Origin of the sequence: Streptomyces sp. NPDC006435, assembly GCF_040612315.1 — a bacterium.
Lineage (GTDB): Bacteria > Actinomycetota > Actinomycetes > Streptomycetales > Streptomycetaceae > Streptomyces.
Genome location: NZ_JBEXPY010000050.1, coordinates 18,766 through 39,377, shown reverse-complemented (window position 1 = coordinate 39,377; position 20,612 = coordinate 18,766). Strand labels below are relative to the sequence as shown.

The following is a 20,612-nucleotide window of genomic DNA, read 5'->3' as shown; positions in this document are numbered from 1 at the left end:
ACGGGCGCCCGGCGGGTCTCAGACGCCCAGCAGCTCGCCGTGGGCGATGCGCACCCCGCGGGCCCAGTCGGCGGCCCGCATCGGCTTCTTGCCCTGCGGCTGGACCCAGAGCAGCTCGACGGCGTGCGACCCGGTGCCCACGTACACGTTGTTCTTGGCCGCCGACAGCTCGCCGGGGGCCAGGTCGGCACGGTCCTGCACGGGCGCCACCTGGACCAGCTTCAGGCGTTCCCCGCGGAACAGGGTCCAGGCGCCGGGGGCGGGCGTGCAGCCGCGCACCACGCGGTCGACCCGCAGGGCGGGGGCGGACCACTGCACCTGGGCGTCCTCGACGGTGATCTTCGGGGCGAGGGTGATCCCCTCGGCCGGCTGCGGAACGGCGTGCAGGGTGCCGTCCTCGATGCCGTCCATCGTCGCGGCGAGCAGCCCCGCGCCGGCGAACGCGAGCCGGGTGAGCAGGTCGCCGCTGGTGTCGGTGGGGCGCACCTCCTCGGTGAGGACGCCGTACACCGGGCCGGAGTCCAGGCCCTCCTCGATCAGGAAGGTCGACGCGCCGGTGACCTCGTCGCCCGCCATGACCGCGTGCTGCACGGGGGCGGCGCCGCGCCAGGCGGGCAGCAGCGAGAAGTGGAGGTTGACCCAGCCGCGGGCGGGCACGGCGAGCGCCTCCTTGGGGAGCAGCGCCCCGTAGGCGACGACCGGGCAGCAGTCCGGGGCGATCTCCCGCAGCCGGGCCAGGAAGTCCTCGTCGCGCGGCCGGGTGGGCTTGAGCACCTCGATGCCGGCCTCCTCGGCGCGCTCGGCGACGGGGCTGGCGACCAGCCTGCGGCCCCGCCCGGCGGGGGCGTCGGGCCGGGTGACGACGGCGGCCACCTCGTGCCGGCCGGAGGCGATCAGGGCGTCCAGGGCGGGTACGGCTACCTCGGGGGTTCCTGCGAAGACGAGCTTCATGGGTGGCTGACTGCCTCTCGGGCCGGAACGTACGGTGACGAGCGACGCGTGGGACCGACCGGCAGCCCCGTGACGCCGCCCCCTGTTCGCCGGTCGGCCCCACAGTCTATGGGCCGGGCGGTCGGGGGGCGTACGCACGGCCGCGCGCCCCTTTGACGGGCGCACGCGCCCCTGATGCGTGACCAGATCCACAGCTCGTGCGTTGGTCAAGAGAGATTGACCGAAGCGAGCCGCCACGATGCGGCCCGATCCCTTTCAACGCCGGTTCGAGAGGCTTCTTCATGGCCGACCACGCAACCCACGACGCCCAAGCGAGGGCCAGCCTGCATCTGTTGGTGCGGGACATCGAGCGGGTCCGGCGGCAGGTGGACGCGCTGCGCACGCTCACCGCCCAACTGGGCAACGTCTACCGTCCCCGCCGCTCCGGCCCGTCCACGGGCTTCGTCGTCTACGGCCGGGCCCCGGCCCCCACCGTCAGGCTGGCCCAGGAACTGCGCGACAGCGTCGAGACCCTGGTCACCGCGGCGGTGGACTTCGACCGTTCGCTGGGCTTCTCCTGGGACGCGGTGGGCTCCGCGCTCGGAGTCACCAAGCAGGCGGTGCACCGGCGCTACGGCGCCCGCCGCAACGCCCGGCAGACGGGGGCGGGCGAGACCACCGCGGAGACGGCGGTGCCGCGCGCCCTGCCGGGCTCGGCGAACCCGTCCGCGCTGCCCGTCGTGCCCGCCGCGCGCTCCATGCCGCCGCAGCCGGGGGACCGTCCGGTGCTCCGGGACGACCTGCGCCCCGGAGTCTTCCCCGGTCCGCGCAACGGCTGACCGCTCCGCCCCTGCCCCGCCGTGTCCGACGCCCGGCGGGGCAGCCGTACATCCACGCGACTCCCCCACCACCGGATCCACCGGCGGCCGGCCGCATCCGCGGTCGGCCGCCGTACGGGTCCTGCGGCCCGGCATCGCTCCGTCACCCGATGTCCGGCGGGTCCACCCTGATCCGGACCTGCTCGCCGCTCCCCCGGGAGGTGCGCGCCGCCTGCGCGGCCTTCAGCGCGGCGGCCAGCGCCGCCCCGCTCCCCGGCGGCACTCTGAGGAGCGCCCGCTCCCAGGACTCCCCCTGCGGCGCCTCCCCCGGTCTGCGGGGCCGGCCCGGCACGGCGGACAGCACCGGGACCGGGCCGAGCACCTCGGCCTCCGACGGCAGCTCGGCCGCCTCCATGAACGCGGCGAGCGCCTCCGGCGTCCCCGTCACCGCCGCCATCCGGGAGACCGGCGGGAAGCCCAGCTCGGCCCGTTCCGCCAGTTCGCGGCGGGCGTGCCCGACCGGGTCCCAGCGCACCAGTGCCTGCACCGGCCGCAGCGTCGGCTCGGCGACGATCACCACCGTGCCCCGTTCCCGCTGCCCGCGCACCAGTGCCGCCGCGGCCGTCCAGCGGCGCAGCGCCTCCTCGCCCGCCCGCAGGTCGGGCCGCCCGACCATCGCCCAGCCGTCCAGCAGCAGGGCGGCCGCGTAACCGCCCTCGGCCACCGGTTCGGCGCCGGGGGTGCTGACCACCAGCGCCGGTGCCGCCGGTACGGAGTCGAGGACGTGGTCGCGGCCCGAGGTCCGCACCGGCACGTCCGGGAACGCCCGGCCCAGCTCCTCGGCCGTGCGACGGGCGCCGACGACACTGGCCCGCAGCCGGGCCCCGCCGCAGGCGACACAGCGCCAGGCGGTCTCGGCCCGTCCGCACCAGGTGCATTCGAGGTCCCGCTGGTCGACCGCCTGGAGCGGACCGGAGCAGTGCCGGCACCGGGCGGGTTCGCGGCAGCGCTCGCAGGCCAGCCGGGGAACGTAGCCGCGGCGCGGCACCTGGATCAGGACGGGGCCGCTGCGCAGCCCGTCCCGCACCGTCTGCCAGGCCAGGCTGGGCAGTCGCGCGGCCCTGGCGGCGCCGTCCCGGGCCAGCTCCCCGTCGCCCACCGTGCGCACCAGGGGCGCCGCGGACCGCAGCTGCTCCCGGTCCGCGGCCAGCGGCAGCGCCCAGCCGCTCTCCACCAGCTGGGCGGCCTCCACGGTGCAGCTCGTACCGCCGAGCAGGAACGCGCACCGGCTCTGCGTCGCCCGCAGTTCGAGCACCTCGCGGACGTGCGGGAAGGGGGCGTTGTCGTCGCTGTGGCTGGAGTCCCCGTCGTCCCAGACGGCGACCAGGCCGAGGTCGGCGACGGGCGCGAACATCGCGGCCCTCGTCCCGACGACCGCGCGCACCGAGCCGCGCCGGATCGCGAGCCACTGGCGGTAGCGCTTCTCCGGGCCGGACTCGGCGGTCAGCAGCGCGTGCCGGCCCGGACCGAGCAGCGCGGTGAGCGCCGCGTCCACCCGGCCGGCGGTCCGGCCGTCCGGCATGACGACGAGCGCCCCGCGCCCCGATGCGAGGGTCGCGGCCATGGCCCTGGCGATCTCCTCGGGCCAGTGGGGGCCGGGCAGCGCCGTCCACACGGCCCGGGGCGCCCCGCCCCCGGCCAGCGCCCGCAGGAACGCCGGCCCCTGCGGGTACCGCTCCCAGCTGCCCGCCGACGGGGCGGGCGGCGGGGGCAGGGGCTCGGGCGAGGGCGCCGACTCGGCCCTGCCGTTGCGGGGCGGCACGGCCAGCTGGAGCACATCGGCGAGGCTGCCGGCGTAGCGGTCGGCGACGGCCCGCGAGAGCGCGAGCAGTTCCGGCCCCAGCACCGGTTCGGGCGACACGACGTAGGCGAGTGCGGCCAGGGCCCCGGGATAGTCGGACTCGGCGAGCCGCTCGACGAGGAAGCCGTCGATCAGCCCGCCGCCCTCGCGCCGTCCGCCGCGGACGTTGCGCCCGCCGGCCCCGAAGCGCACCCGCACCCGCACCCCGGGCCGGGCCTCGGCGTCGAGCTCCTCGGGCACCGCGTAGTCGAAGTACTGGTCGAGGTGGAGCGCGCCCTTGTTGACCAGGACACGGGCGACGGGCAGTTCCGGTGCGAGGGCGGCGCCGCGCCAGGTGCGCGGCTTGGCCCGCGGCACCTTGGCCCTGCGCACCGTCTCCCGGATCAGCGCAAGCTGCTCCGGGGCCCCGCCGCCGGGGTCCTCGGACCGCTCGTCTTCGCTGCTCACAGCCAAATTCCTACCAGACGGCACCGACAGCGGCCCCGGCCCCCGGCGGCCCCGCACGCGCCGGGGCCCGGACACCACGTGTGGTGTCCGGGCCCCGGCTCACGGCCGACGTGCGATGGGCCTACAGCCCGGCCGCCGCGCGCAGCACGTCCACGCGGTCGGTGCGCTCCCAGGTGAAGTCGGGCAGCTCGCGGCCGAAGTGGCCGTACGCCGCGGTCTGGGAGTAGATCGGGCGCAGCAGGTCGAGGTCGCGGATGATCGCGGCCGGGCGCAGGTCGAAGACCTCGCCGATGGCGTGCTCGATCTTCTCGGTGTCGATCGCGGCGGTGCCGAAGGTCTCGACGAACAGGCCGACCGGCTCGGCCTTGCCGATCGCGTACGCGACCTGGACCTCGCAGCGGGCGGCGAGGCCGGCCGCGACGACGTTCTTGGCGACCCAGCGCATCGCGTACGCGGCCGAGCGGTCCACCTTCGACGGGTCCTTGCCGGAGAAGGCGCCGCCGCCGTGCCGGGCCATGCCGCCGTAGGTGTCGATGATGATCTTCCGGCCGGTAAGACCCGCGTCGCCCATCGGGCCGCCGATCTCGAAACGCCCGGTCGGGTTCACCAGCAGGCGGTAGCCCTCGGTGTCCAGCTTGATGCCGTCCTCGATCAGCTGCGCGAGCACGTGCTCCACGACGAACTCGCGGATGTCGGGCGCGAGCAGCGAGTCGAGGTCGATGTCGCTGGCGTGCTGCGAGGAGACGACGACGGTGTCGAGACGGACGGCCTTGTCGCCGTCGTACTCGATGGTGACCTGGGTCTTGCCGTCGGGGCGCAGGTACGGGATGGTCCCGTTCTTGCGGACCTCGGAGAGCCGGCGCGAGAGCCGGTGCGCGAGGTGGATCGGGAGCGGCATGAGCTCGGGCGTCTCGTCGCAGGCGTAGCCGAACATCAGGCCCTGGTCGCCGGCGCCCTGCTTGTCGAGCTCGTCCTCGTCGCCCTCGACGCGCTTCTCGTAGGCGGTGTCGACGCCCTGCGCGATGTCGGGCGACTGAGCGCCGATGGACACCGAGACGCCGCAGGAGGCGCCGTCGAAGCCCTTCTTGGAGGAGTCGTAGCCGATCTCCAGGACCTTGTTGCGCACAAGGGTCGGGATGTCGGCGTAGGCCTTGGTCGTGACCTCACCCGCGACGTGCACCAGACCGGTGGTGATCAGCGTCTCGACGGCGACGCGGGACCGGGGGTCCTCGCGGAGCAGTGCGTCGAGAATGGTGTCGCTGATCTGGTCGGCGATCTTGTCGGGGTGGCCCTCGGTGACGGACTCCGAGGTGAAGAGACGGCGGGACACATCGCTCCCTGGGGTTGCAGCGGCTGCTGGCTGATCATTTGGCGGACCGCCGGGAGCTGCGCCCGACACGGTCCTGGATCAGTTTATCGGTCGCTTTCGCCCGGCGGACAGTGTGTCTCGCTCCTTGGGAGTTCTGTGACCCGCTCCACGTTCCCCCCGCGGCCGCCGACCGGCCTCCGGAAGCCGGTTTTTCCCCGTGTTTCAGGGGGTTCCGGCCCGGTCGGCGGCATGAAACAAGAATTTCACCCCAGGCGTACCGACACGAGGTCCCAGACCGTGTCGGCGAGTGCTTCCTTGGGTCCGTGAGGCACCTGGGTCTCGCCGCCGTCCGCCGCGAGCACCACCGCCTCGTTCTCCTCCGACCCGAAGGTCCTGCGCTCCCCCACCTCGTTGACGACGAGGAGGTCGCACCCCTTGCGGCGGAGCTTCTCCCGGCCGTTGGCGAGGACGTCGTCGGTCTCGGCGGCGAATCCCACGACGATCTGGCCCGGCCGGGCGCGTTCGCCGGCCACCTCGGCGAGGATGTCGGGGTTGCGGACGAGCGTGATGGGCGCGGGCTCCTGCCCGTCCTTCTTCTTGATCTTCCCCGTGGCGTACTCGGCGGGGCGGAAGTCGGCGACCGCCGCCGCCATCACGACCACGTCGGCGTCCGCGGCGGCCTTCAGCACGGCCTCGCGCAGCTGGACGGCGGTCCCGGCGTGCAGGACGTCGGCCCCGGCCGGGTCGGGCAGACCGGTGTTGGCCTCGACGAGGGTGACCCGGGCGCCGCGGGCGACCGCGGTGCGGGCCAGCGCGTAGCCCTGCTTGCCCGAGGAACGGTTGCCGAGGTAGCGCACCGGGTCGAGCGGCTCGCGGGTGCCGCCGGCGCTGATCACGACGTGGCGCCCGGCCAGGTCGGGCTCGACGGGTCCGCGGGCCAGCACCCGGCGGCAGACCTCGAAGATCTCGCCGGGGTCGGGCAGCCGGCCCTTGCCGGTGTCCACGCCGGTGAGCCGGCCGACGGCGGGCTCGATGACGACGGCACCGCGGCGGCGCAGCGTGGCGACGTTCTCCCGGGTGGCGGGGTGCTCCCACATCTCGGTGTGCATGGCGGGCGCGAAGACGACCGGACAGCGGGCGGTGAGGAGGGTGTTGGTGAGCAGGTCGTCGGCGAGGCCGTGGGCGGCCCTGGCGAGCGTGTCGGCGGTGGCGGGGGCTACGACCACGAGGTCGGCGCCCTGCCCGATCCGGACGTGCGGGACCTCGTGGACGTCGTCCCAGACCTCCGTGGACACCGGGTGGCCGGAGAGCGCCGACCAGGTGGCCGCCCCAACGAAGTTCAGCGCCGACCCGGTCGGGACGACGCGCACGTCGTGCCCGGACTCGGTCAGCCGGCGCAGCAGCTCGCACGCCTTGTACGCGGCGATGCCCCCGCTGACCCCAAGAACGACCTTCGGCTTGTCCACTGCGTCTCCCCGCACTCGGATACGAACACCCCCATGCTGCCTCACCGCGCCCGTCCCGACGCCGTCGCCCCGGACACACCTCGGGCCCGGCTGCCGTGGCAGCCGGGCCCGAGGTGAAGGTGCGATTCCTGCTTACTGCGCGGGGCCCTCGATGGCCTCGGAGGTGAGCAGGCCCGCGTTGATCTCGCGGAGCGCGATCGACAGCGGCTTCTCGTGGACGTGGGTGTCCACGAGCGGGCCGACGTACTCCAGGAGACCCTCGCCGAGCTGCGAGTAGTACGCGTTGATCTGGCGCGCGCGCTTGGCGGCGTAGATCACGAGGCTGTACTTCGAGTCGGTGGCCTCGAGGAGCTCATCAATCGGCGGGTTGATGATGCCCTCGGGCGTGGTGATGGAAGAGGACACTCTCTGCCTTCCGAAGGGGGTAAAGATCAAAGAAAACTTTGACGCTGCGGGGTTCCGTCGTGCTTGCCCGGGTCGGCCGCGGCTGCGTCGTACTGCGATCGGTCGTGCGGCTCAGCCGTACGTGATCAGTCGTGCGTCAGTCGTTGCCGGCGCGGTGGCCGGAAGCCTCCAGCATCAAGGCTAGCAGCTCACGGGCCACGTCCTCGACGGAGGTGTTGACCAGCGTCGTGTCGAACTCGGCCTCGGCGGCCAGCTCGACCCGGGCGGCGGCGAGCCGGCGCTCGATCACCTCGGGCGCCTCGGTCCCCCGGCCGGTGAGCCGGCGGACCAATTCGTCCCAGCTCGGCGGGGCCAGGAAGACCAGCTGGGCCTCCGGCATCGACTGCCGGACCAGCCGGGCGCCCTGGAGGTCGATCTCCAGCAGCACCGGCTCGCCCGCCTCCAGGCGGTCGAGCACGGCGCGGCGGGGCGTTCCGTAGCGGTTGCCCGCGAACTCGGCCCACTCCAGCAGCTCGCCGTTGGCGATCAGCTTGTCGAACTCCCCGTCGTCCACGAAGAAGTAGTGGACGCCGTCGCGCTCGCCGGGGCGCGGCTTCCGGGTCGTCGCCGACACCGAGAGCCAGACCTCGGGGTGGACCTTGCGCATATGGGCGACGACCGTGCTCTTGCCGACCCCGGAGGGGCCGGAGAGCACGGTCAGCCGCGGACGTACGTCCGGGGGTACGGGGGACGTCCCCCGGGATGTTGCAGCCATGCAGCGATTATCCAGGTTCTCGGGGGTGCCCGAGAACGTCAGGCGGCGCTGCCGCCGAACTCACGCTCCAGGGATGCGATCTGGTTGGAGCCGAGACCTCGGACCCGACGGCTCTCGGAGATGCCGAGCCGCTCCATGATCTGCTTGGCGCGGACCTTGCCCACGCCCGGCAGGGACTCCAGGAGGGCGGAGACCTTCATCTTGCCGATGACGTCGTTCTCCTGGCCCTGCTTGATGACCTCGTGGAGGGAGGCGCCGGAGTGCTTGAGTCGATTCTTGACCTCGGCCCGCTCCCGGCGAGCCGCGGCGGCCTTTTCGAGCGCGGCTGCGCGCTGTTCAGGGGTAAGGGGCGGAAGAGCCACGCCTACGTCACCTCGGATGTCGATCTGTCGGATACGGACCGGTGAGGACGCAGATCGCCCCGCACCAGGTGAGCGACGAACACCTTGTGCGCGTCGGCTCTCGACGGAGACTAGCGGCCAGGACCGCCCGAGTCAGCGAGAACCAACGAAAAGTCCTGGTCAGCCTTGGCCGACCAGGACATTTCAGGCATAACGACCGAGTTTTTTGGTCAGGAAACAGTCAACGGGCTGTTACGTGGCCCGTTCACCCATCCGAGACGGCGGCCCGGATCTCGTCCGCGAACCGTTCCGCGGCCGCCCGCAGCCCCGCCGCGTCCGGTCCCCGGCTCAGCACGCCGCGGCTCACGCTGGGCACCACGTTGCCCACCGCGTCGCCGAAGACGCCGGGCAGGTCCGCGGGCGTCGCCCCCTGCGCCCCGATCCCGGGGGCGAGCAGCGGCCCGTTGATCGCCAGGTCCGCTCCCGCGTCCCCGAGCGTCGCACCGACCACCGCGCCCACCGAGCCCAGCGGGCTCGCCCCCGCGTTCTCGGCGGCCATGTGGTCCAGCATCAGCTGGGCCAGCGAGCGGCCGTCGGCGGCGGTGGCGCGCTGCACCTCGGCGCCCTCCGGGTTGGAGGTGAGGGCGAGCACGAAGACGCCCGCGCCGGAGGCGGCCGCCGCGTCGAGCGCCGGTCGCAGCGAGCCGAAGCCGAGGTACGGCGAGACGGTGACCGCGTCCGAGAACAGCGGCGAGTCCGGGTCCAGGTAGGTCGCCGCGTAGGCGCCCATGGTGGAGCCGATGTCGCCGCGCTTGGCGTCCATCAGCACCAGCGCGCCGGCCGCCCGCGCCTCCTCGACGGCCTTCTCCAGCACGGCGATGCCGCGCGAGCCGAAGCGCTCGAAGAACGCGGACTGCGGCTTCAGCACGGCGACCCGGTCGGCCAGCGCCTCGACGACGGTGCGGGTGAAGCGCTCCAGGCCGGCGACGTCGTCGTTCAGGCCCCAGGAGGTGAGGAGCGAGCCGTGCGGGTCGATGCCCACGCAGAGCGGTCCGCGGGTGTCCATGGCGCGGCGCAGACGTGCGCCGAAGGGTTCGGGGCTCATGCGGTGGCCTTCCTGGTCTCCGCGCCGACGGCCTCGGCGAGGGTTGCGTACGGGGAGGCGGCCAGGCGCGCGGCCAGGCCCTTGTGGATCGCCCTGGCGTAGAACGGGCCCTCGTAGATGAAGGCGCTGTAGCCCTGGACGAGGGTGGCGCCCGCGAGGATGCGCTGCCAGGCGTCCTCGGCGTTCTCGATGCCCCCGACGCCGACGAGGGTGATCCGGTCGCCCACGCGCGCGTACAGGCGGCCGATGACCTCCAGGGAGCGCGCCTTGAGGGGCGCTCCGGACAGTCCGCCGGTCTCCCCGGTGAGGGAGGGCGCGGACTTCAGGCCCAGGCCGTCGCGGGCGATGGTGGTGTTGGTGGCGATGATGCCGTCCAGGCCCAGCTCGACCGCGAGGTCGGCGACCGCGTCGATGTCCTCGTCCGCGAGGTCCGGGGCGATCTTGACGAGCAGCGGGACCCGGCGTCCGGTGACGACCCGGTCGGCCGCCTCGCGCACGGCGCCGAGCAGCGGCCGCAGCGCCTCGGTGGCCTGGAGGTTGCGCAGGCCCGGGGTGTTGGGCGAGGAGACGTTCACGACGAGGTAGTCGGCGTGGCCGGCGAGGCGCTCGGCGGACTTCACGTAGTCGCCGACCGCCTCGGCCTCCGGCACGACCTTCGTCTTGCCGATGTTGACGCCGACCGTGGTCCTGAAGACCGGCCTGCGGGCGGCCAGCCGGGCGGCCACGGCGGCCGAGCCCTCGTTGTTGAAGCCCATGCGGTTGATCAGCGCGCGGTCCGCGACGAGGCGGAAGAGGCGCTTCTTGGGGTTGCCGGGCTGCGGCTCGCCGGTGACGGTGCCGATCTCGACGTGGTCGAAGCCGAGCATCGCCATGCCGTCGATCGCGACGGCGTTCTTGTCGAAGCCCGCGGCGAGGCCGAAGGGGCCGTGCATGCGCAGGCCGAGGGCCTCGGTGCGCAGCTCCTCGTACCGGGGAGCGAGCGCGGCGGCGACGAAGGTGCGCAGCACGGGGATGCGGGCGGCCAGACGGATCCACCGGAAGGCCAGGTGGTGGGCCTGTTCCGGGTCCATCCGCTTGAAGACCAGCTGGAAGAAGAACTTGTACATCGGGGTGTCCTCGGTGTCCTCACGGAGAGGGGGACACCGTTTCCGGTGTCCCCCTGTGGAGTGACCAGGGTTTTTCGCTCGGATCATGCCGGGCTCACGTGCCCCGGCACGCCGATCCGGCCTGATCCAGACGAAAGCCCCTAGTCGCGGGCCGCTGTCAGGTGTTCCGCGTGTTCCTGGAGGGAACGGACGCCTACACCTCCGTGGGTGAGGGCGTCGATGCCCTGGACGGCGGCGGCGAGCGCCTGCACCGTCGTCAGGCACGGCACGGAGCGGGCCACGGCCGCGGTGCGGATCTCGTAGCCGTCGAGCCGGCCGCCCGTTCCGTACGGGGTGTTGACGATGAGGTCGACCTCGCCGTCGTGGATCAGCTGGACGATGGTCTTCTCACCCTGCGGGCCGGTGCCCTCGGACTGCTTGCGCACGACGCGAGCGTTGATGCCGTTGCGCTTGAGGACCTCGGCGGTGCCGGAGGTGGCGAGCAGCTCGAAGCCGTGGGCGACGAGTTCGCGCGCCGGGAAGATCATCGAGCGCTTGTCGCGGTTGGCGACCGAGATGAAGGCGCGGCCCTTGGTGGGCAGCGGGCCGTACGCGCCGGCCTGCGACTTGGCGTACGCCGTGCCGAAGACCGAGTCGATGCCCATGACCTCGCCGGTGGAGCGCATCTCCGGGCCGAGGACGGTGTCGACGCCGCGGCCGTGGATGTCGCGGAAGCGCGACCACGGCATGACGGCCTCCTTGACGGAGATCGGCGCGTCGAGCGGCAGGGTGCCGCCGTCGCCGTTCGCCGGGAGCAGGCCCTCCGCGCGCAGCTCGGCGACGGTCGCGCCCAGCGAGATGCGGGCGGCGGCCTTGGCGAGCGGGACCGCGGTCGCCTTCGAGGTGAAGGGGACGGTGCGCGAGGCGCGCGGGTTGGCCTCCAGGACGTACAGGATGTCGCCGGAGAGCGCGAACTGGATGTTGATCAGTCCGCGGACGCCGACGCCCTTGGCGATGCCCTCGGTGGAGGCGCGCAGCCGCTTGATGTCGAAGCCGCCGAGCGTGATCGGGGGCAGCGCGCAGGCGGAGTCGCCGGAGTGGATGCCGGCCTCCTCGATGTGCTCCATGACGCCGCCGAGGTAGAGCTCGGTGCCGTCGTAGAGCGCGTCGACGTCGATCTCGATCGCGTCGTCGAGGAAGCGGTCGACCAGGACCGGCCTGGTGGGGCTGATCTCGGTGGACTCGGCGATGTACGAGGCCAGCCGCGCCTCGTCGTACACGATCTCCATGCCGCGTCCGCCGAGCACGTAGCTGGGGCGCACGAGGACGGGGTAGCCGATCTCGTCGGCGATGGCCTTGGCCTCGTCGAAGGTGGTGGCGGTGCCGTGCTTCGGGGCGGGCAGCCCGGCCTCGGCCAGGACCCGGCCGAAGGCGCCGCGGTCCTCGGCGGCGTGGATGGCCTCCGGGGAGGTGCCGACGACCGGTACGCCGTTGTCCTTGAGCGCCTGCGAGAGGCCCAGCGGGGTCTGGCCGCCGAGCTGCACGACGACTCCGGCGACGGGGCCCGCGAGGGTCTCCGCGTGGACGATCTCCAGCACGTCCTCGAGCGTCAGCGGCTCGAAGTACAGGCGGTCGGAGGTGTCGTAGTCGGTGGAGACGGTCTCCGGGTTGCAGTTGACCATCACGGTCTCGTAGCCCGCGTCGCTGAGCGCGAAGGAGGCGTGGACGCAGGAGTAGTCGAACTCGATGCCCTGGCCGATGCGGTTCGGGCCGGAGCCGAGGATGATCACCGCGGGCCTGGTGCGCGGCGCGACCTCGCTCTCCTCGTCGTAGGAGGAGTAGAAGTACGGCGTCCTCGCGGCGAACTCGGCGGCGCAGGTGTCGACCGTCTTGTAGACCGGGCGGATGCCCAGCGCGTGCCGCACCTCGCGCACGACGTCCTCGCGCAGGCTGCGGATGTCGGCGATCTGGGCGTCGGAGAAGCCGTGCCGCTTGGCCTCGGCGAGCAGCGCGGGGTCCAGCTCGTCCGCGCCCGCCAGCTCGTCGGCGATCTCCTTGATCAGGAAGAGCTGGTCGACGAACCAGGGGTCGATCTTCGTCGCCTCGAAGACCTCCTCCTGGGTGGCGCCGGCCCGGATCGCCTGCATGACGGTGTTGATCCGGCCGTCGGTCGGGCGTACCGCCTCGGCGAGCAGCGCGGTCTTGTCGCCGGGCTCGCCGGTGAAGGAGAACTGCGAGCCCTTCTTCTCCAGCGAGCGCAGTGCCTTCTGGAGCGCCTCGGTGAAGTTCCGGCCGATCGCCATGGCCTCGCCCACCGACTTCATGGTGGTGGTGAGGGTGGAGTCGGCGGAGGGGAACTTCTCGAAGGCGAAGCGCGGGGCCTTGACGACGACGTAGTCGAGGGTCGGCTCGAAGGAGGCCGGGGTCTTCTCGGTGATGTCGTTGGGGATCTCGTCGAGCGTGTAGCCGACGGCCAGCTTGGCGGCGATCTTGGCGATCGGGAAGCCGGTGGCCTTCGACGCGAGCGCCGAGGAGCGGGAGACGCGCGGGTTCATCTCGATGACGATGACGCGGCCGTCTTCGGGGTTCACGGCGAACTGGATGTTGCAGCCGCCGGTGTCGACGCCGACCTCGCGGATGATCGCGATGCCGATGTCGCGCAGCCGCTGGTACTCGCGGTCGGTGAGCGTCATCGCGGGGGCGACGGTGATCGAGTCGCCGGTGTGGACGCCCATCGGGTCGAAGTTCTCGATGGAGCAGACGACCACGACGTTGTCGTTCTTGTCGCGCATCAGCTCCAGCTCGTACTCCTTCCAGCCGAGGATGGACTCCTCCAGGAGCACCTCGGTGGTCGGGGAGAGCGTGAGGCCCTGGCCGGCGATGCGGCGCAGTTCGTCCTCGTCGTGGGCGAAGCCGGAGCCGGCACCGCCCATGGTGAAGGACGGGCGGACGACCACGGGGTAGCCGCCGAGCTCGTCGACGCCCGCCAGGACGTCGTCCATGGAGTGGCAGATGACCGAGCGGGCGGACTCGCCGTGGCCGATCTTGGCGTTGACGGCCTCGACGACGCCCTTGAACAGGTCGCGGTCCTCGCCCTTGTTGATGGCCTCGACGTTGGCGCCGATGAGCTCGACGCCGTACTTCTCCAGGACACCGTTCTCGTGCATGGAGATCGCGGTGTTGAGCGCGGTCTGGCCGCCCAGGGTCGGGAGCAGCGCGTCGGGGCGCTCCTTGGCGATGATCTTCTCGACGAACTCGGGGGTGATCGGCTCGACGTACGTGGCGTCGGCGATCTCCGGGTCGGTCATGATCGTCGCCGGGTTGGAGTTCACCAGGACGACGCGCAGGCCCTCGGCCTTGAGGACGCGGCAGGCCTGGGTGCCGGAGTAGTCGAACTCGGCGGCCTGGCCGATGACGATCGGGCCGGAGCCGATGACCAGGACGGACTGGATATCGGAGCGCTTAGGCACGCTGGCCCTCCATCAGGGTGACGAAACGGTCGAAGAGGTACGCGGCGTCGTGCGGGCCCGCGGCTGCTTCGGGGTGGTACTGGACGCTGAAGGCCGGCTGGTCGAGGAGCTGGAGCCCCTCGACGACCTGGTCGTTCAGGCAGACGTGGGAGACCTCGGCGCGGCCGTACTCCGTGTCGGAGACCTTGTCGAGCGGGGCGTCGACGGCGAAGCCGTGGTTGTGCGCGGTGACCTCGACCTTGCCGGTCGTGCGGTCCTGCACGGGCTGGTTGATGCCGCGGTGGCCGTACTTCAGCTTGTAGGTGCCGAAGCCGAGGGCGCGGCCCAGGATCTGGTTGCCGAAGCAGATGCCGAAGAGCGGGGTCTTCCGCTCCAGGACGCCCTGCATGACGGAGACCGGGTGGTCGGCGGTGGCCGGGTCGCCGGGGCCGTTGGAGAAGAACACGCCGTCGGGCTCGACCGCGTACACCTCCTCCAGGGTGGCGGTGGCGGGCAGCACGTGCACCTCGATGCCGCGCTCGGCCATCCGGTGCGGGGTCATGCCCTTGATGCCGAGGTCGATCGCGGCGACGGTGAACTTCTTCGTGCCGATCGCGGGGACGACGTACGTCTCCTTGGTGGCGACCTCGGCGGAGAGGTCGGCGCCCACCATCTCGGGGGCCTCCTGGACGCGGGCCAGCAGCGTGGCCTCGTCAGCGATCGTGTCGCCGGAGAAGATGCCGACGCGCATGGCGCCGCGCTCGCGCAGGTGGCGGGTGAGCGCGCGGGTGTCGATGCCGCTGATGCCGACGACGCCCTGGCGCTCCAGCTCCTCGTCCAGCGAGCGCCGCGAGCGCCAGTTGGAGGGGACCCGGGCGGGGTCGCGGACGACGTAGCCGGAGACCCAGATGCGGCCGGACTCGGGGTCCTCGTCGTTGACGCCGGTGTTCCCGACGTGCGGGGCGGTCATCACGACGACCTGGCGGTGGTAGGAGGGGTCGGTCAGCGTCTCCTGGTAGCCGGTCATGCCGGTGGAGAACACCGCCTCGCCGAAGGTCTCCCCCACGGCCCCGTAGGCGCGACCGCGGAAGGTGCGGCCGTCCTCCAGGACGAGTACGGCGGGAGCTTTGGCGGCTCCCCGGGTGGAGATCGTCATCGTGCGGTGCCTTCCGTAGTGCGGGTGAGTCGTTCGATGGCCTCGACCCAGGCCGGGTGCTCGGCGGAGCGGTCGGAGCGGAAGCCGGAGTCGATCAGCTTGTCGCCGTGCGCCCAGGTGATGATCAGCAGGCCGCCCTCGGGCAGGACCTTGCCGGCGATGCCCTTGTCGAGCCGGGCCCCGCGCAGTGCGGCGGCCGGGACGAAGAAGTCGGTCGCGCCGGGGCGCCGGACGTCCAGGCCCCGGTCGGTCAGGGCGAGCTCGACGCGGCTGCGGGTGCCCAGGCCGTGGGCGACGATCCGGTCGAGCCACTGCCCGGCGGTGGTCGAGGCGTGGTAGCGGCCGGTCAGGGTGAGCGGCTGTTCGCCGTCCCCGAAGCCCTCCGGCGTGGTGGCGAGCTCCGGCAGTCCGGACTGGAGGCTTCCCCGCCACTTCCATCCCTGGCGCATCAGCCAGTAGACGAAGGCGATGAGGACCAGCAGTCCGACGACCCAGCTGATGCGGGCGGACCAGTCGGTCACTTCGGCCGACTTCTGCTCCGCGGCGAGTCGGAGGTACAGGTGGGTGGGTGATGTCACGCGAGCTTCCCGTCGACGACCGTGGCACGGCCCCGCAGGAAGGTGTGGGTGACTCGACCCGGCAGCTCGCGCCCCTCGTACGGAGTGTTGCGGCTGCGGGAGGCGAAGCCCGCGGGGTCCACGACACCACGGTAAGCCGGATCGACCAGGGTGAGGTTGGCGGGCTCACCGGCCGAGACGGGCCTGCCGTGTCCTTCGAGGCGGCCGATGGCCGCCGGGCGGAACGACATCCGGTCGGCGACGCCCGCCCAGTCGATGAGGCCGGTGTCGACCATCGTCTGCTGGACGACGGAGAGCGCGGTCTCCAGGCCCACCATGCCCATGGCGGCGGCGGCCCACTCGCAGTCCTTGTCCTCGTGCGGGTGCGGGGCGTGGTCGGTGGCGACGCAGTCGATGGTGCCGTCGGCGAGCGCCTCGCGCAGGGCCAGGACGTCGGCCTCGGTGCGCAGCGGCGGGTTCACCTTGTAGACCGGGTTGTAGGACCGTACGAGTTCGTCGGTGAGGAGCAGGTGGTGCGGGGTGACCTCGGCGGTGACGTCCCAGCCCTTGGACTTGGCCCAGCGGACGATCTCGACGGAGCCGGCGGTCGACAGGTGGCAGATGTGCACCCGGGAGCCGACGTGGGCGGCGAGCAGGACGTCGCGGGCGATGATCGACTCCTCGGCGACGGCGGGCCAGCCGCCGAGACCGAGTTCGGCCGAGACGACGCCCTCGTTCATCTGGGCGCCCTCGGTGAGGCGGGGCTCCTGGGCGTGCTGGGCGACGACGCCGTCGAACGCCTTCACGTACTCCAGCGCGCGGCGCATGATCACCGCGTCGTCGACGCACTTGCCGTCGTCGGAGAAGACCTTCACCCCGGCGGCCGAGTCGTGCATGGCGCCGAGCTCGGCGAGCTGCTTGCCCTCCAGTCCGACGGTGACGGCGCCGACCGGCTGCACGTCGCAGTAGCCGGACTCCTTGCCCAGCCGCCACACCTGCTCGACGACGCCGGCGGTGTCGGCGACGGGGAAGGTGTTGGCCATGGCGTGCACGGCGGTGAAGCCGCCGACGGCCGCCGCCTTCGTCCCGGTGAGGACGGTCTCGGAGTCCTCGCGGCCCGGCTCGCGCAGATGGGTGTGGAGGTCGACCAGGCCGGGCAGCAGGATCTGCCCCTCGGCCTCGACGACGGTCGCGCCGGCGGCGTCGAGGCCGGTGCCGACCTCGGCGATGGTCTCGCCGTCGATCAGCACGTCCTGGGGTTCGCCGCCGAGGATCTTCGCGCCGCGGATAAGGATCTTGCTCATGGTTACTTGTTCTCCTCGGTACGGGACGGGGCGGCGGGGGCGGCGGGCTCGGATCCGCCGAGCAGGAGGTACAGGACGGCCATCCGGATCGAGACGCCGTTGGCGACCTGTTCGACGGCCGTGCAGCGGTCGGAGTCGGCGACCTCGGCGGTGATCTCCATGCCCCGGACCATCGGCCCGGGGTGCATGACGACGGCGTGCCCGGGCATCTTCGCCATGCGGTCGCCGTCCAGGCCGTAGCGGCGGGAGTACTCGCGCTCGGTCGGGAAGTACGCGGCGTTCATCCGTTCACGCTGCACACGCAGCATCATCACCGCGTCGGACTTCGGCAGCACCTCGTCGAGACCGTAGCTGACCTCGCAGGGCCACTGCTCGACGCCGACGGGGACGAGGGTCGGCGGGGCCACCAGGGTGACGTGGGCGCCCAGCGTGTTCAGCAGGTGCACGTTGGAGCGGGCCACCCGGCTGTGCAGGATGTCGCCGACGATGGTGATCCGGCGGCCTTCCAGGTCCCGGCCGAGACCGCTGTCGGTCCCGACCAGGCGGCGACGCATCGTGAAGGCGTCCAGGAGGGCCTGGGTGGGGTGCTCGTGGGTGCCGTCGCCGGCGTTGACGACCGCGCCGTCGATCCAGCCGGAGGTGGCGAGGCGGTACGGGGCGCCGGAGGCGCCGTGCCGGATGACGACGGCGTCGGCGCCCATCGCCTCCAGGGTCAGCGCGGTGTCCTTGAGCGACTCGCCCTTGGAGACGGACGAGCCCTTCGCGGAGAAGTTGATGACGTCGGCGGAGAGGCGCTTGGCTGCGGCCTCGAAGGAGATGCGGGTGCGCGTCGAGTCCTCGAAGAAGAGGTTGACGACGGTACGGCCGCGCAGGGTCGGGAGCTTCTTGATCGGCCGGTCGGCGACCCGGGCCATCTCCTCGGCGGTGTCGAGGATCAGGACGGCGTCGTCGCGGGTGAGGTCGGCGGCCGAGATGAGGTGGCGCTTCATCTGGGTGTTCTCCGGAGGGTGGAGGGTGAGGGCGTGCGGGCGTGCGAAAGCCGCCGTACGGGCTCGAAGGGCGTCGTACGGGTGGGGTGCGGCTACTGCTCGCCCGCCGGGGAGGCCTGCTGGACACCGAGCAGCACGGCGTCGCGGCCGTCCTCCTCGGCGAGCTGGACCTTGACCGTCTCCCGCAGCGACGTGGGGAGGTTCTTGCCGACGTAGTCGGCGCGGATCGGGAGTTCGCGGTGGCCGCGGTCGACGAGGACGGCGAGCTGCACGGCACGGGGCCGGCCGATGTCGCCCAGCGCGTCGAGCGCGGCGCGGATCGTGCGTCCCGAGAAGAGGACGTCGTCGACGAGCACGACCAGGCGGCCCTCGATGCCCTCGCCGGGGATCTCGGTGCGGGCCAGGGCGCGCGCCGGGCGCAGCCGCAGGTCGTCGCGGTACATCGTGATGTCGAGGGAGCCGACCGGCATCTTTCCGCCGGTGATCTCCTCCAGCTTCTCGGCCAGCCTGCGGGCGAGGAAGACGCCCCGCGTCGGGATTCCGAGGAGCACCACGTCGTCGGCGCCCTTGGCGCGTTCGACGATCTCGTGGGCGATCCGGGTCAGTACCCGGGCGATGTCGGGGGCCTCCAGAACGGGGCGTGCCGCATTGCCGGGGGCTTCATGCTGTGCGTCCATAAGAAACGGACCTCCTTCTCCGCCTCACGGGACGGACCTTAAAGGACGTCGAAATTGCGTCATCCACGTTACCAGGGCTTGCGCGGAGCCCCGGTGGCACCCCCGGGAGGTGCCGGTACGGACCTTTCGGCTTGACGCAGCCAAGTAACGCTGCGTAACCTCACAGTGAGTTACCAGCCACTGCGGCCGAGCCGCAGAATGTTCCAGCGTCCGGGGAGCTTTATGTCCAGCGAATACGCAAAACAGCTCGGGGCCAAACTCCGTGCCATCCGCACCCAGCAGGGCCTCTCCCTCCATGGCGTGGAGGAGAAGTCCCAGGGCCGCTGGAAGGCCGTCGTGGTCGGCTCGTACGAGCGCGGTGACCGTGCCGTGACCGTGCAGCGCCTCGCCGAGCTCGCGGACTTCTACGGGGTCCCGGTGCAGGAGCTCCTGCCCGGCACGACGCCCGGCGGTGCCGCCGAGCCGCCGCCGAAGCTCGTGCTGGACCTGGAGCGCCTCGCCCACGTCCCGCCGGAGAAGGCCGGTCCGCTGCAGCGCTACGCGGCGACGATCCAGAGCCAGCGCGGCGACTACAACGGCAAGGTGCTCTCGATCCGCCAGGACGACCTGCGCACGCTGGCCGTGATCTACGACCAGTCGCCGTCCGTGCTGACGGAGCAGCTGATCAGCTGGGGCGTGCTGGACGCGGACGCGCGCCGCGCCGTCGCCCACGAAGAGGGCTGACGCCCCACCGAAGAAACGTACCGCCGTGCCGGTGCGGGTTCCCTCTTCCGGGTGCCCGTGCCGACACGGTTTTTTCGTGCCCGGTTCCATGTCTTCGCGCGGTCCCGTGTCCGCGTACGAACGGCCGCCACCGGGCGCGCCGTACGCCGAAGGGCCCACGGTCGAGTGACCGCGGGCCCTTCGCCGGCTGAACGCCGCCGCGGGTCACTGCTCCCGGCGGAGCTTCGGCTTGAGGTCCTTGAACCGGGCGAGCAGCCCGTTCACGAAGGACGGCGACTCGTCGGTGGAGAACTCCTTGGCGAGCTGGACCGCCTCGTCGAGCACCACCGCGTCCGGGGTACCGTCCACCCAGATCAGCTCGTACGCGCCGAGCCGCAGGATGTTCCGGTCGACGACCGGCATGCGGTCGATCTCCCAGTCCACCGCGTAGGTCGCGATGAGGTCGTCGATCCGGTCCGCGTACTGCGCGTACCCCTCGACGAGCTCCATCGTGTACTCGGTGACCGGGGGCTGACGGCTGTCGGTCCGCGAGTGCCGCACCCAGTCCGCGAGGACCGTCTGCACGGACGCGCCGCGCTGGTCGGCCTCGAAGAGGATCTGGAAGGCACGCTTGCGGGCCGTGTTACGGGCAGCCACGGTTAGCTGTTCACCCGGCCGAGGTAGTCGCTGGTGCGGGTGTCGACCTTGATCTTCTCACCGGTGGTGATGAAGAGCGGGACCTGGATCTGGTGGCCGGTCTCCAGGGTGGCGGGCTTGGTGCCACCGGTGGAGCGGTCGCCCTGGACGCCCGGCTCGGTCTCCTGGATGACGAGCTCGACGGCGGCCGGGAGCTCGACGTAGAGCACCTCGCCCTCGTGCTGCGCCACGGAGGCGGTGAAGCCCTCGATCAGGAAGTTGGCGGCGTTGCCGACGGCCTTGCGGTCGACGTGGAGCTGGTCGTAGGTCTCCATGTCCATGAAGACGAAGTAGTCGCCGTCCATGTAGGAGAACTGCATGTCGCGACGGTCGATGGTGGCCGTTTCGACCTTCACGCCGGCGTTGAACGTCTTGTCGACGACCTTGCCGGAGAGCACGTTCTTGAGCTTGGTGCGCACGAAGGCCGGGCCCTTGCCGGGCTTGACGTGCTGGAACTCGACGACGGACCAGAGCTGGCCTCCGTCGAGCTTGAGCACCATGCCGTTCTTGAGGTCGTTCGTGGAAGCCACGGTTGCGGAATCTCCTGGACTGAAGCTGGTG

The 20,612-nt window shown here is 72.0% G+C and carries 19 protein-coding genes; 2 read left to right on the top strand and 17 right to left on the bottom strand.

Annotated features, from left to right (window positions below; all coding sequences use genetic code 11):
* Positions 1–18: 18 nt before the first annotated feature.
* Positions 19–951: a methionyl-tRNA formyltransferase gene (gene fmt, locus ABZZ04_RS33160; RefSeq protein WP_356935934.1), complete on the bottom strand. Its 933-nt coding sequence runs from the start codon at positions 949–951 to the stop codon at positions 19–21.
* A 281-nt stretch (positions 952–1,232) separates the two neighbouring features.
* Here fmt and ABZZ04_RS33155 point away from each other — a divergent pair, with 281 nt between their 5' ends.
* Positions 1,233–1,769: a hypothetical protein gene (locus tag ABZZ04_RS33155; RefSeq protein ID WP_356935933.1), complete on the top strand. Its 537-nt coding sequence runs from the start codon at positions 1,233–1,235 to the stop codon at positions 1,767–1,769.
* 142 nt (positions 1,770–1,911) lie between these two features.
* Here ABZZ04_RS33155 and ABZZ04_RS33150 read toward each other — a convergent pair whose 3' ends face one another.
* The 14 genes from ABZZ04_RS33150 to pyrR all read right to left on the bottom strand — a co-directional run bounded on the left by ABZZ04_RS33150 (position 1,912) and on the right by pyrR (position 18,653).
* Positions 1,912–4,056, bottom strand: a complete 2,145-nt coding sequence (locus ABZZ04_RS33150) for a primosomal protein N' (protein WP_356935932.1) — start codon at positions 4,054–4,056, stop codon at positions 1,912–1,914.
* Between the two features lie 121 nt (positions 4,057–4,177).
* Positions 4,178–5,386, bottom strand: coding sequence for a methionine adenosyltransferase (gene metK / locus ABZZ04_RS33145; protein ID WP_356935931.1), 1,209 nt, complete (start codon positions 5,384–5,386; stop codon positions 4,178–4,180).
* Between the two features lie 242 nt (positions 5,387–5,628).
* Positions 5,629–6,831 carry a bifunctional phosphopantothenoylcysteine decarboxylase/phosphopantothenate--cysteine ligase CoaBC gene (coaBC, locus tag ABZZ04_RS33140; protein ID WP_356935930.1) on the bottom strand — a complete coding sequence of 401 codons (1,203 nt, stop codon included), beginning with the start codon at positions 6,829–6,831 and terminating at the stop codon, positions 5,629–5,631.
* A 132-nt stretch (positions 6,832–6,963) separates the two neighbouring features.
* The gene (gene rpoZ / locus ABZZ04_RS33135; protein WP_003970369.1) at positions 6,964–7,236 is read right to left on the bottom strand and encodes a DNA-directed RNA polymerase subunit omega; all 273 of its coding nucleotides are present in this window, start codon (positions 7,234–7,236) and stop codon (positions 6,964–6,966) included.
* Between the two features lie 136 nt (positions 7,237–7,372).
* The gene (gmk, locus tag ABZZ04_RS33130; RefSeq protein ID WP_356935929.1) at positions 7,373–7,990 is read right to left on the bottom strand and encodes a guanylate kinase; all 618 of its coding nucleotides are present in this window, start codon (positions 7,988–7,990) and stop codon (positions 7,373–7,375) included.
* 38 nt (positions 7,991–8,028) lie between these two features.
* Entirely contained in the window at positions 8,029–8,352 is a 324-nt protein-coding gene (locus tag ABZZ04_RS33125; protein ID WP_014157387.1) for an integration host factor, read from the bottom strand.
* 244 nt (positions 8,353–8,596) lie between these two features.
* The gene (gene pyrF / locus ABZZ04_RS33120; RefSeq protein ID WP_356935928.1) at positions 8,597–9,436 is read right to left on the bottom strand and encodes an orotidine-5'-phosphate decarboxylase; all 840 of its coding nucleotides are present in this window, start codon (positions 9,434–9,436) and stop codon (positions 8,597–8,599) included.
* The gene (locus tag ABZZ04_RS33115) at positions 9,433–10,542 is read right to left on the bottom strand and encodes a quinone-dependent dihydroorotate dehydrogenase (protein ID WP_356935927.1); all 1,110 of its coding nucleotides are present in this window, start codon (positions 10,540–10,542) and stop codon (positions 9,433–9,435) included. The genes pyrF and ABZZ04_RS33115 overlap by 4 nt, the downstream gene beginning before the upstream one ends.
* 140 nt (positions 10,543–10,682) lie before the next feature.
* Entirely contained in the window at positions 10,683–13,991 is a 3,309-nt protein-coding gene (gene carB / locus ABZZ04_RS33110; protein WP_356935926.1) for a carbamoyl-phosphate synthase large subunit, read from the bottom strand.
* Positions 13,984–15,126 carry a glutamine-hydrolyzing carbamoyl-phosphate synthase small subunit gene (carA, locus tag ABZZ04_RS33105; protein ID WP_356935925.1) on the bottom strand — a complete coding sequence of 381 codons (1,143 nt, stop codon included), beginning with the start codon at positions 15,124–15,126 and terminating at the stop codon, positions 13,984–13,986. Before carA ends, carB begins: the two co-directional genes overlap by 8 nt.
* On the bottom strand, positions 15,123–15,704 hold the full coding sequence (locus tag ABZZ04_RS33100; RefSeq protein ID WP_356935924.1) for a hypothetical protein: 582 nt from the start codon (positions 15,702–15,704) through the stop codon (positions 15,123–15,125). Before ABZZ04_RS33100 ends, carA begins: the two co-directional genes overlap by 4 nt.
* Positions 15,701–16,987 (bottom strand): dihydroorotase, encoded by a 1,287-nt coding sequence (locus ABZZ04_RS33095; RefSeq protein ID WP_356935923.1) that lies wholly within the window; start codon positions 16,985–16,987, stop codon positions 15,701–15,703. Before ABZZ04_RS33095 ends, ABZZ04_RS33100 begins: the two co-directional genes overlap by 4 nt.
* Before the next feature lie 2 nt (positions 16,988–16,989).
* The gene (locus ABZZ04_RS33090) at positions 16,990–17,976 is read right to left on the bottom strand and encodes an aspartate carbamoyltransferase catalytic subunit (RefSeq protein WP_356935922.1); all 987 of its coding nucleotides are present in this window, start codon (positions 17,974–17,976) and stop codon (positions 16,990–16,992) included.
* Positions 17,977–18,068: 92 nt separating this feature from the next.
* Entirely contained in the window at positions 18,069–18,653 is a 585-nt protein-coding gene (pyrR, locus tag ABZZ04_RS33085) for a bifunctional pyr operon transcriptional regulator/uracil phosphoribosyltransferase PyrR (protein ID WP_283850644.1), read from the bottom strand.
* Between the two features lie 222 nt (positions 18,654–18,875).
* Here pyrR and bldD point away from each other — a divergent pair, with 222 nt between their 5' ends.
* Complete coding sequence (gene bldD / locus ABZZ04_RS33080) at positions 18,876–19,376, top strand: transcriptional regulator BldD (protein ID WP_014044812.1); 501 nt, start codon at positions 18,876–18,878, stop codon at positions 19,374–19,376.
* A gap of 204 nt (positions 19,377–19,580) precedes the next feature.
* Here the strand turns inward: bldD and nusB are convergent, their stop codons facing one another.
* Both nusB and efp read right to left on the bottom strand, forming a co-directional pair.
* The gene (gene nusB, locus ABZZ04_RS33075; RefSeq protein WP_148833333.1) at positions 19,581–20,012 is read right to left on the bottom strand and encodes a transcription antitermination factor NusB; all 432 of its coding nucleotides are present in this window, start codon (positions 20,010–20,012) and stop codon (positions 19,581–19,583) included.
* 2 nt (positions 20,013–20,014) lie between these two features.
* Positions 20,015–20,581 carry an elongation factor P gene (gene efp / locus ABZZ04_RS33070; protein ID WP_148833335.1) on the bottom strand — a complete coding sequence of 189 codons (567 nt, stop codon included), beginning with the start codon at positions 20,579–20,581 and terminating at the stop codon, positions 20,015–20,017.
* Between the last annotated feature and the right edge of the window lie 31 nt (positions 20,582–20,612).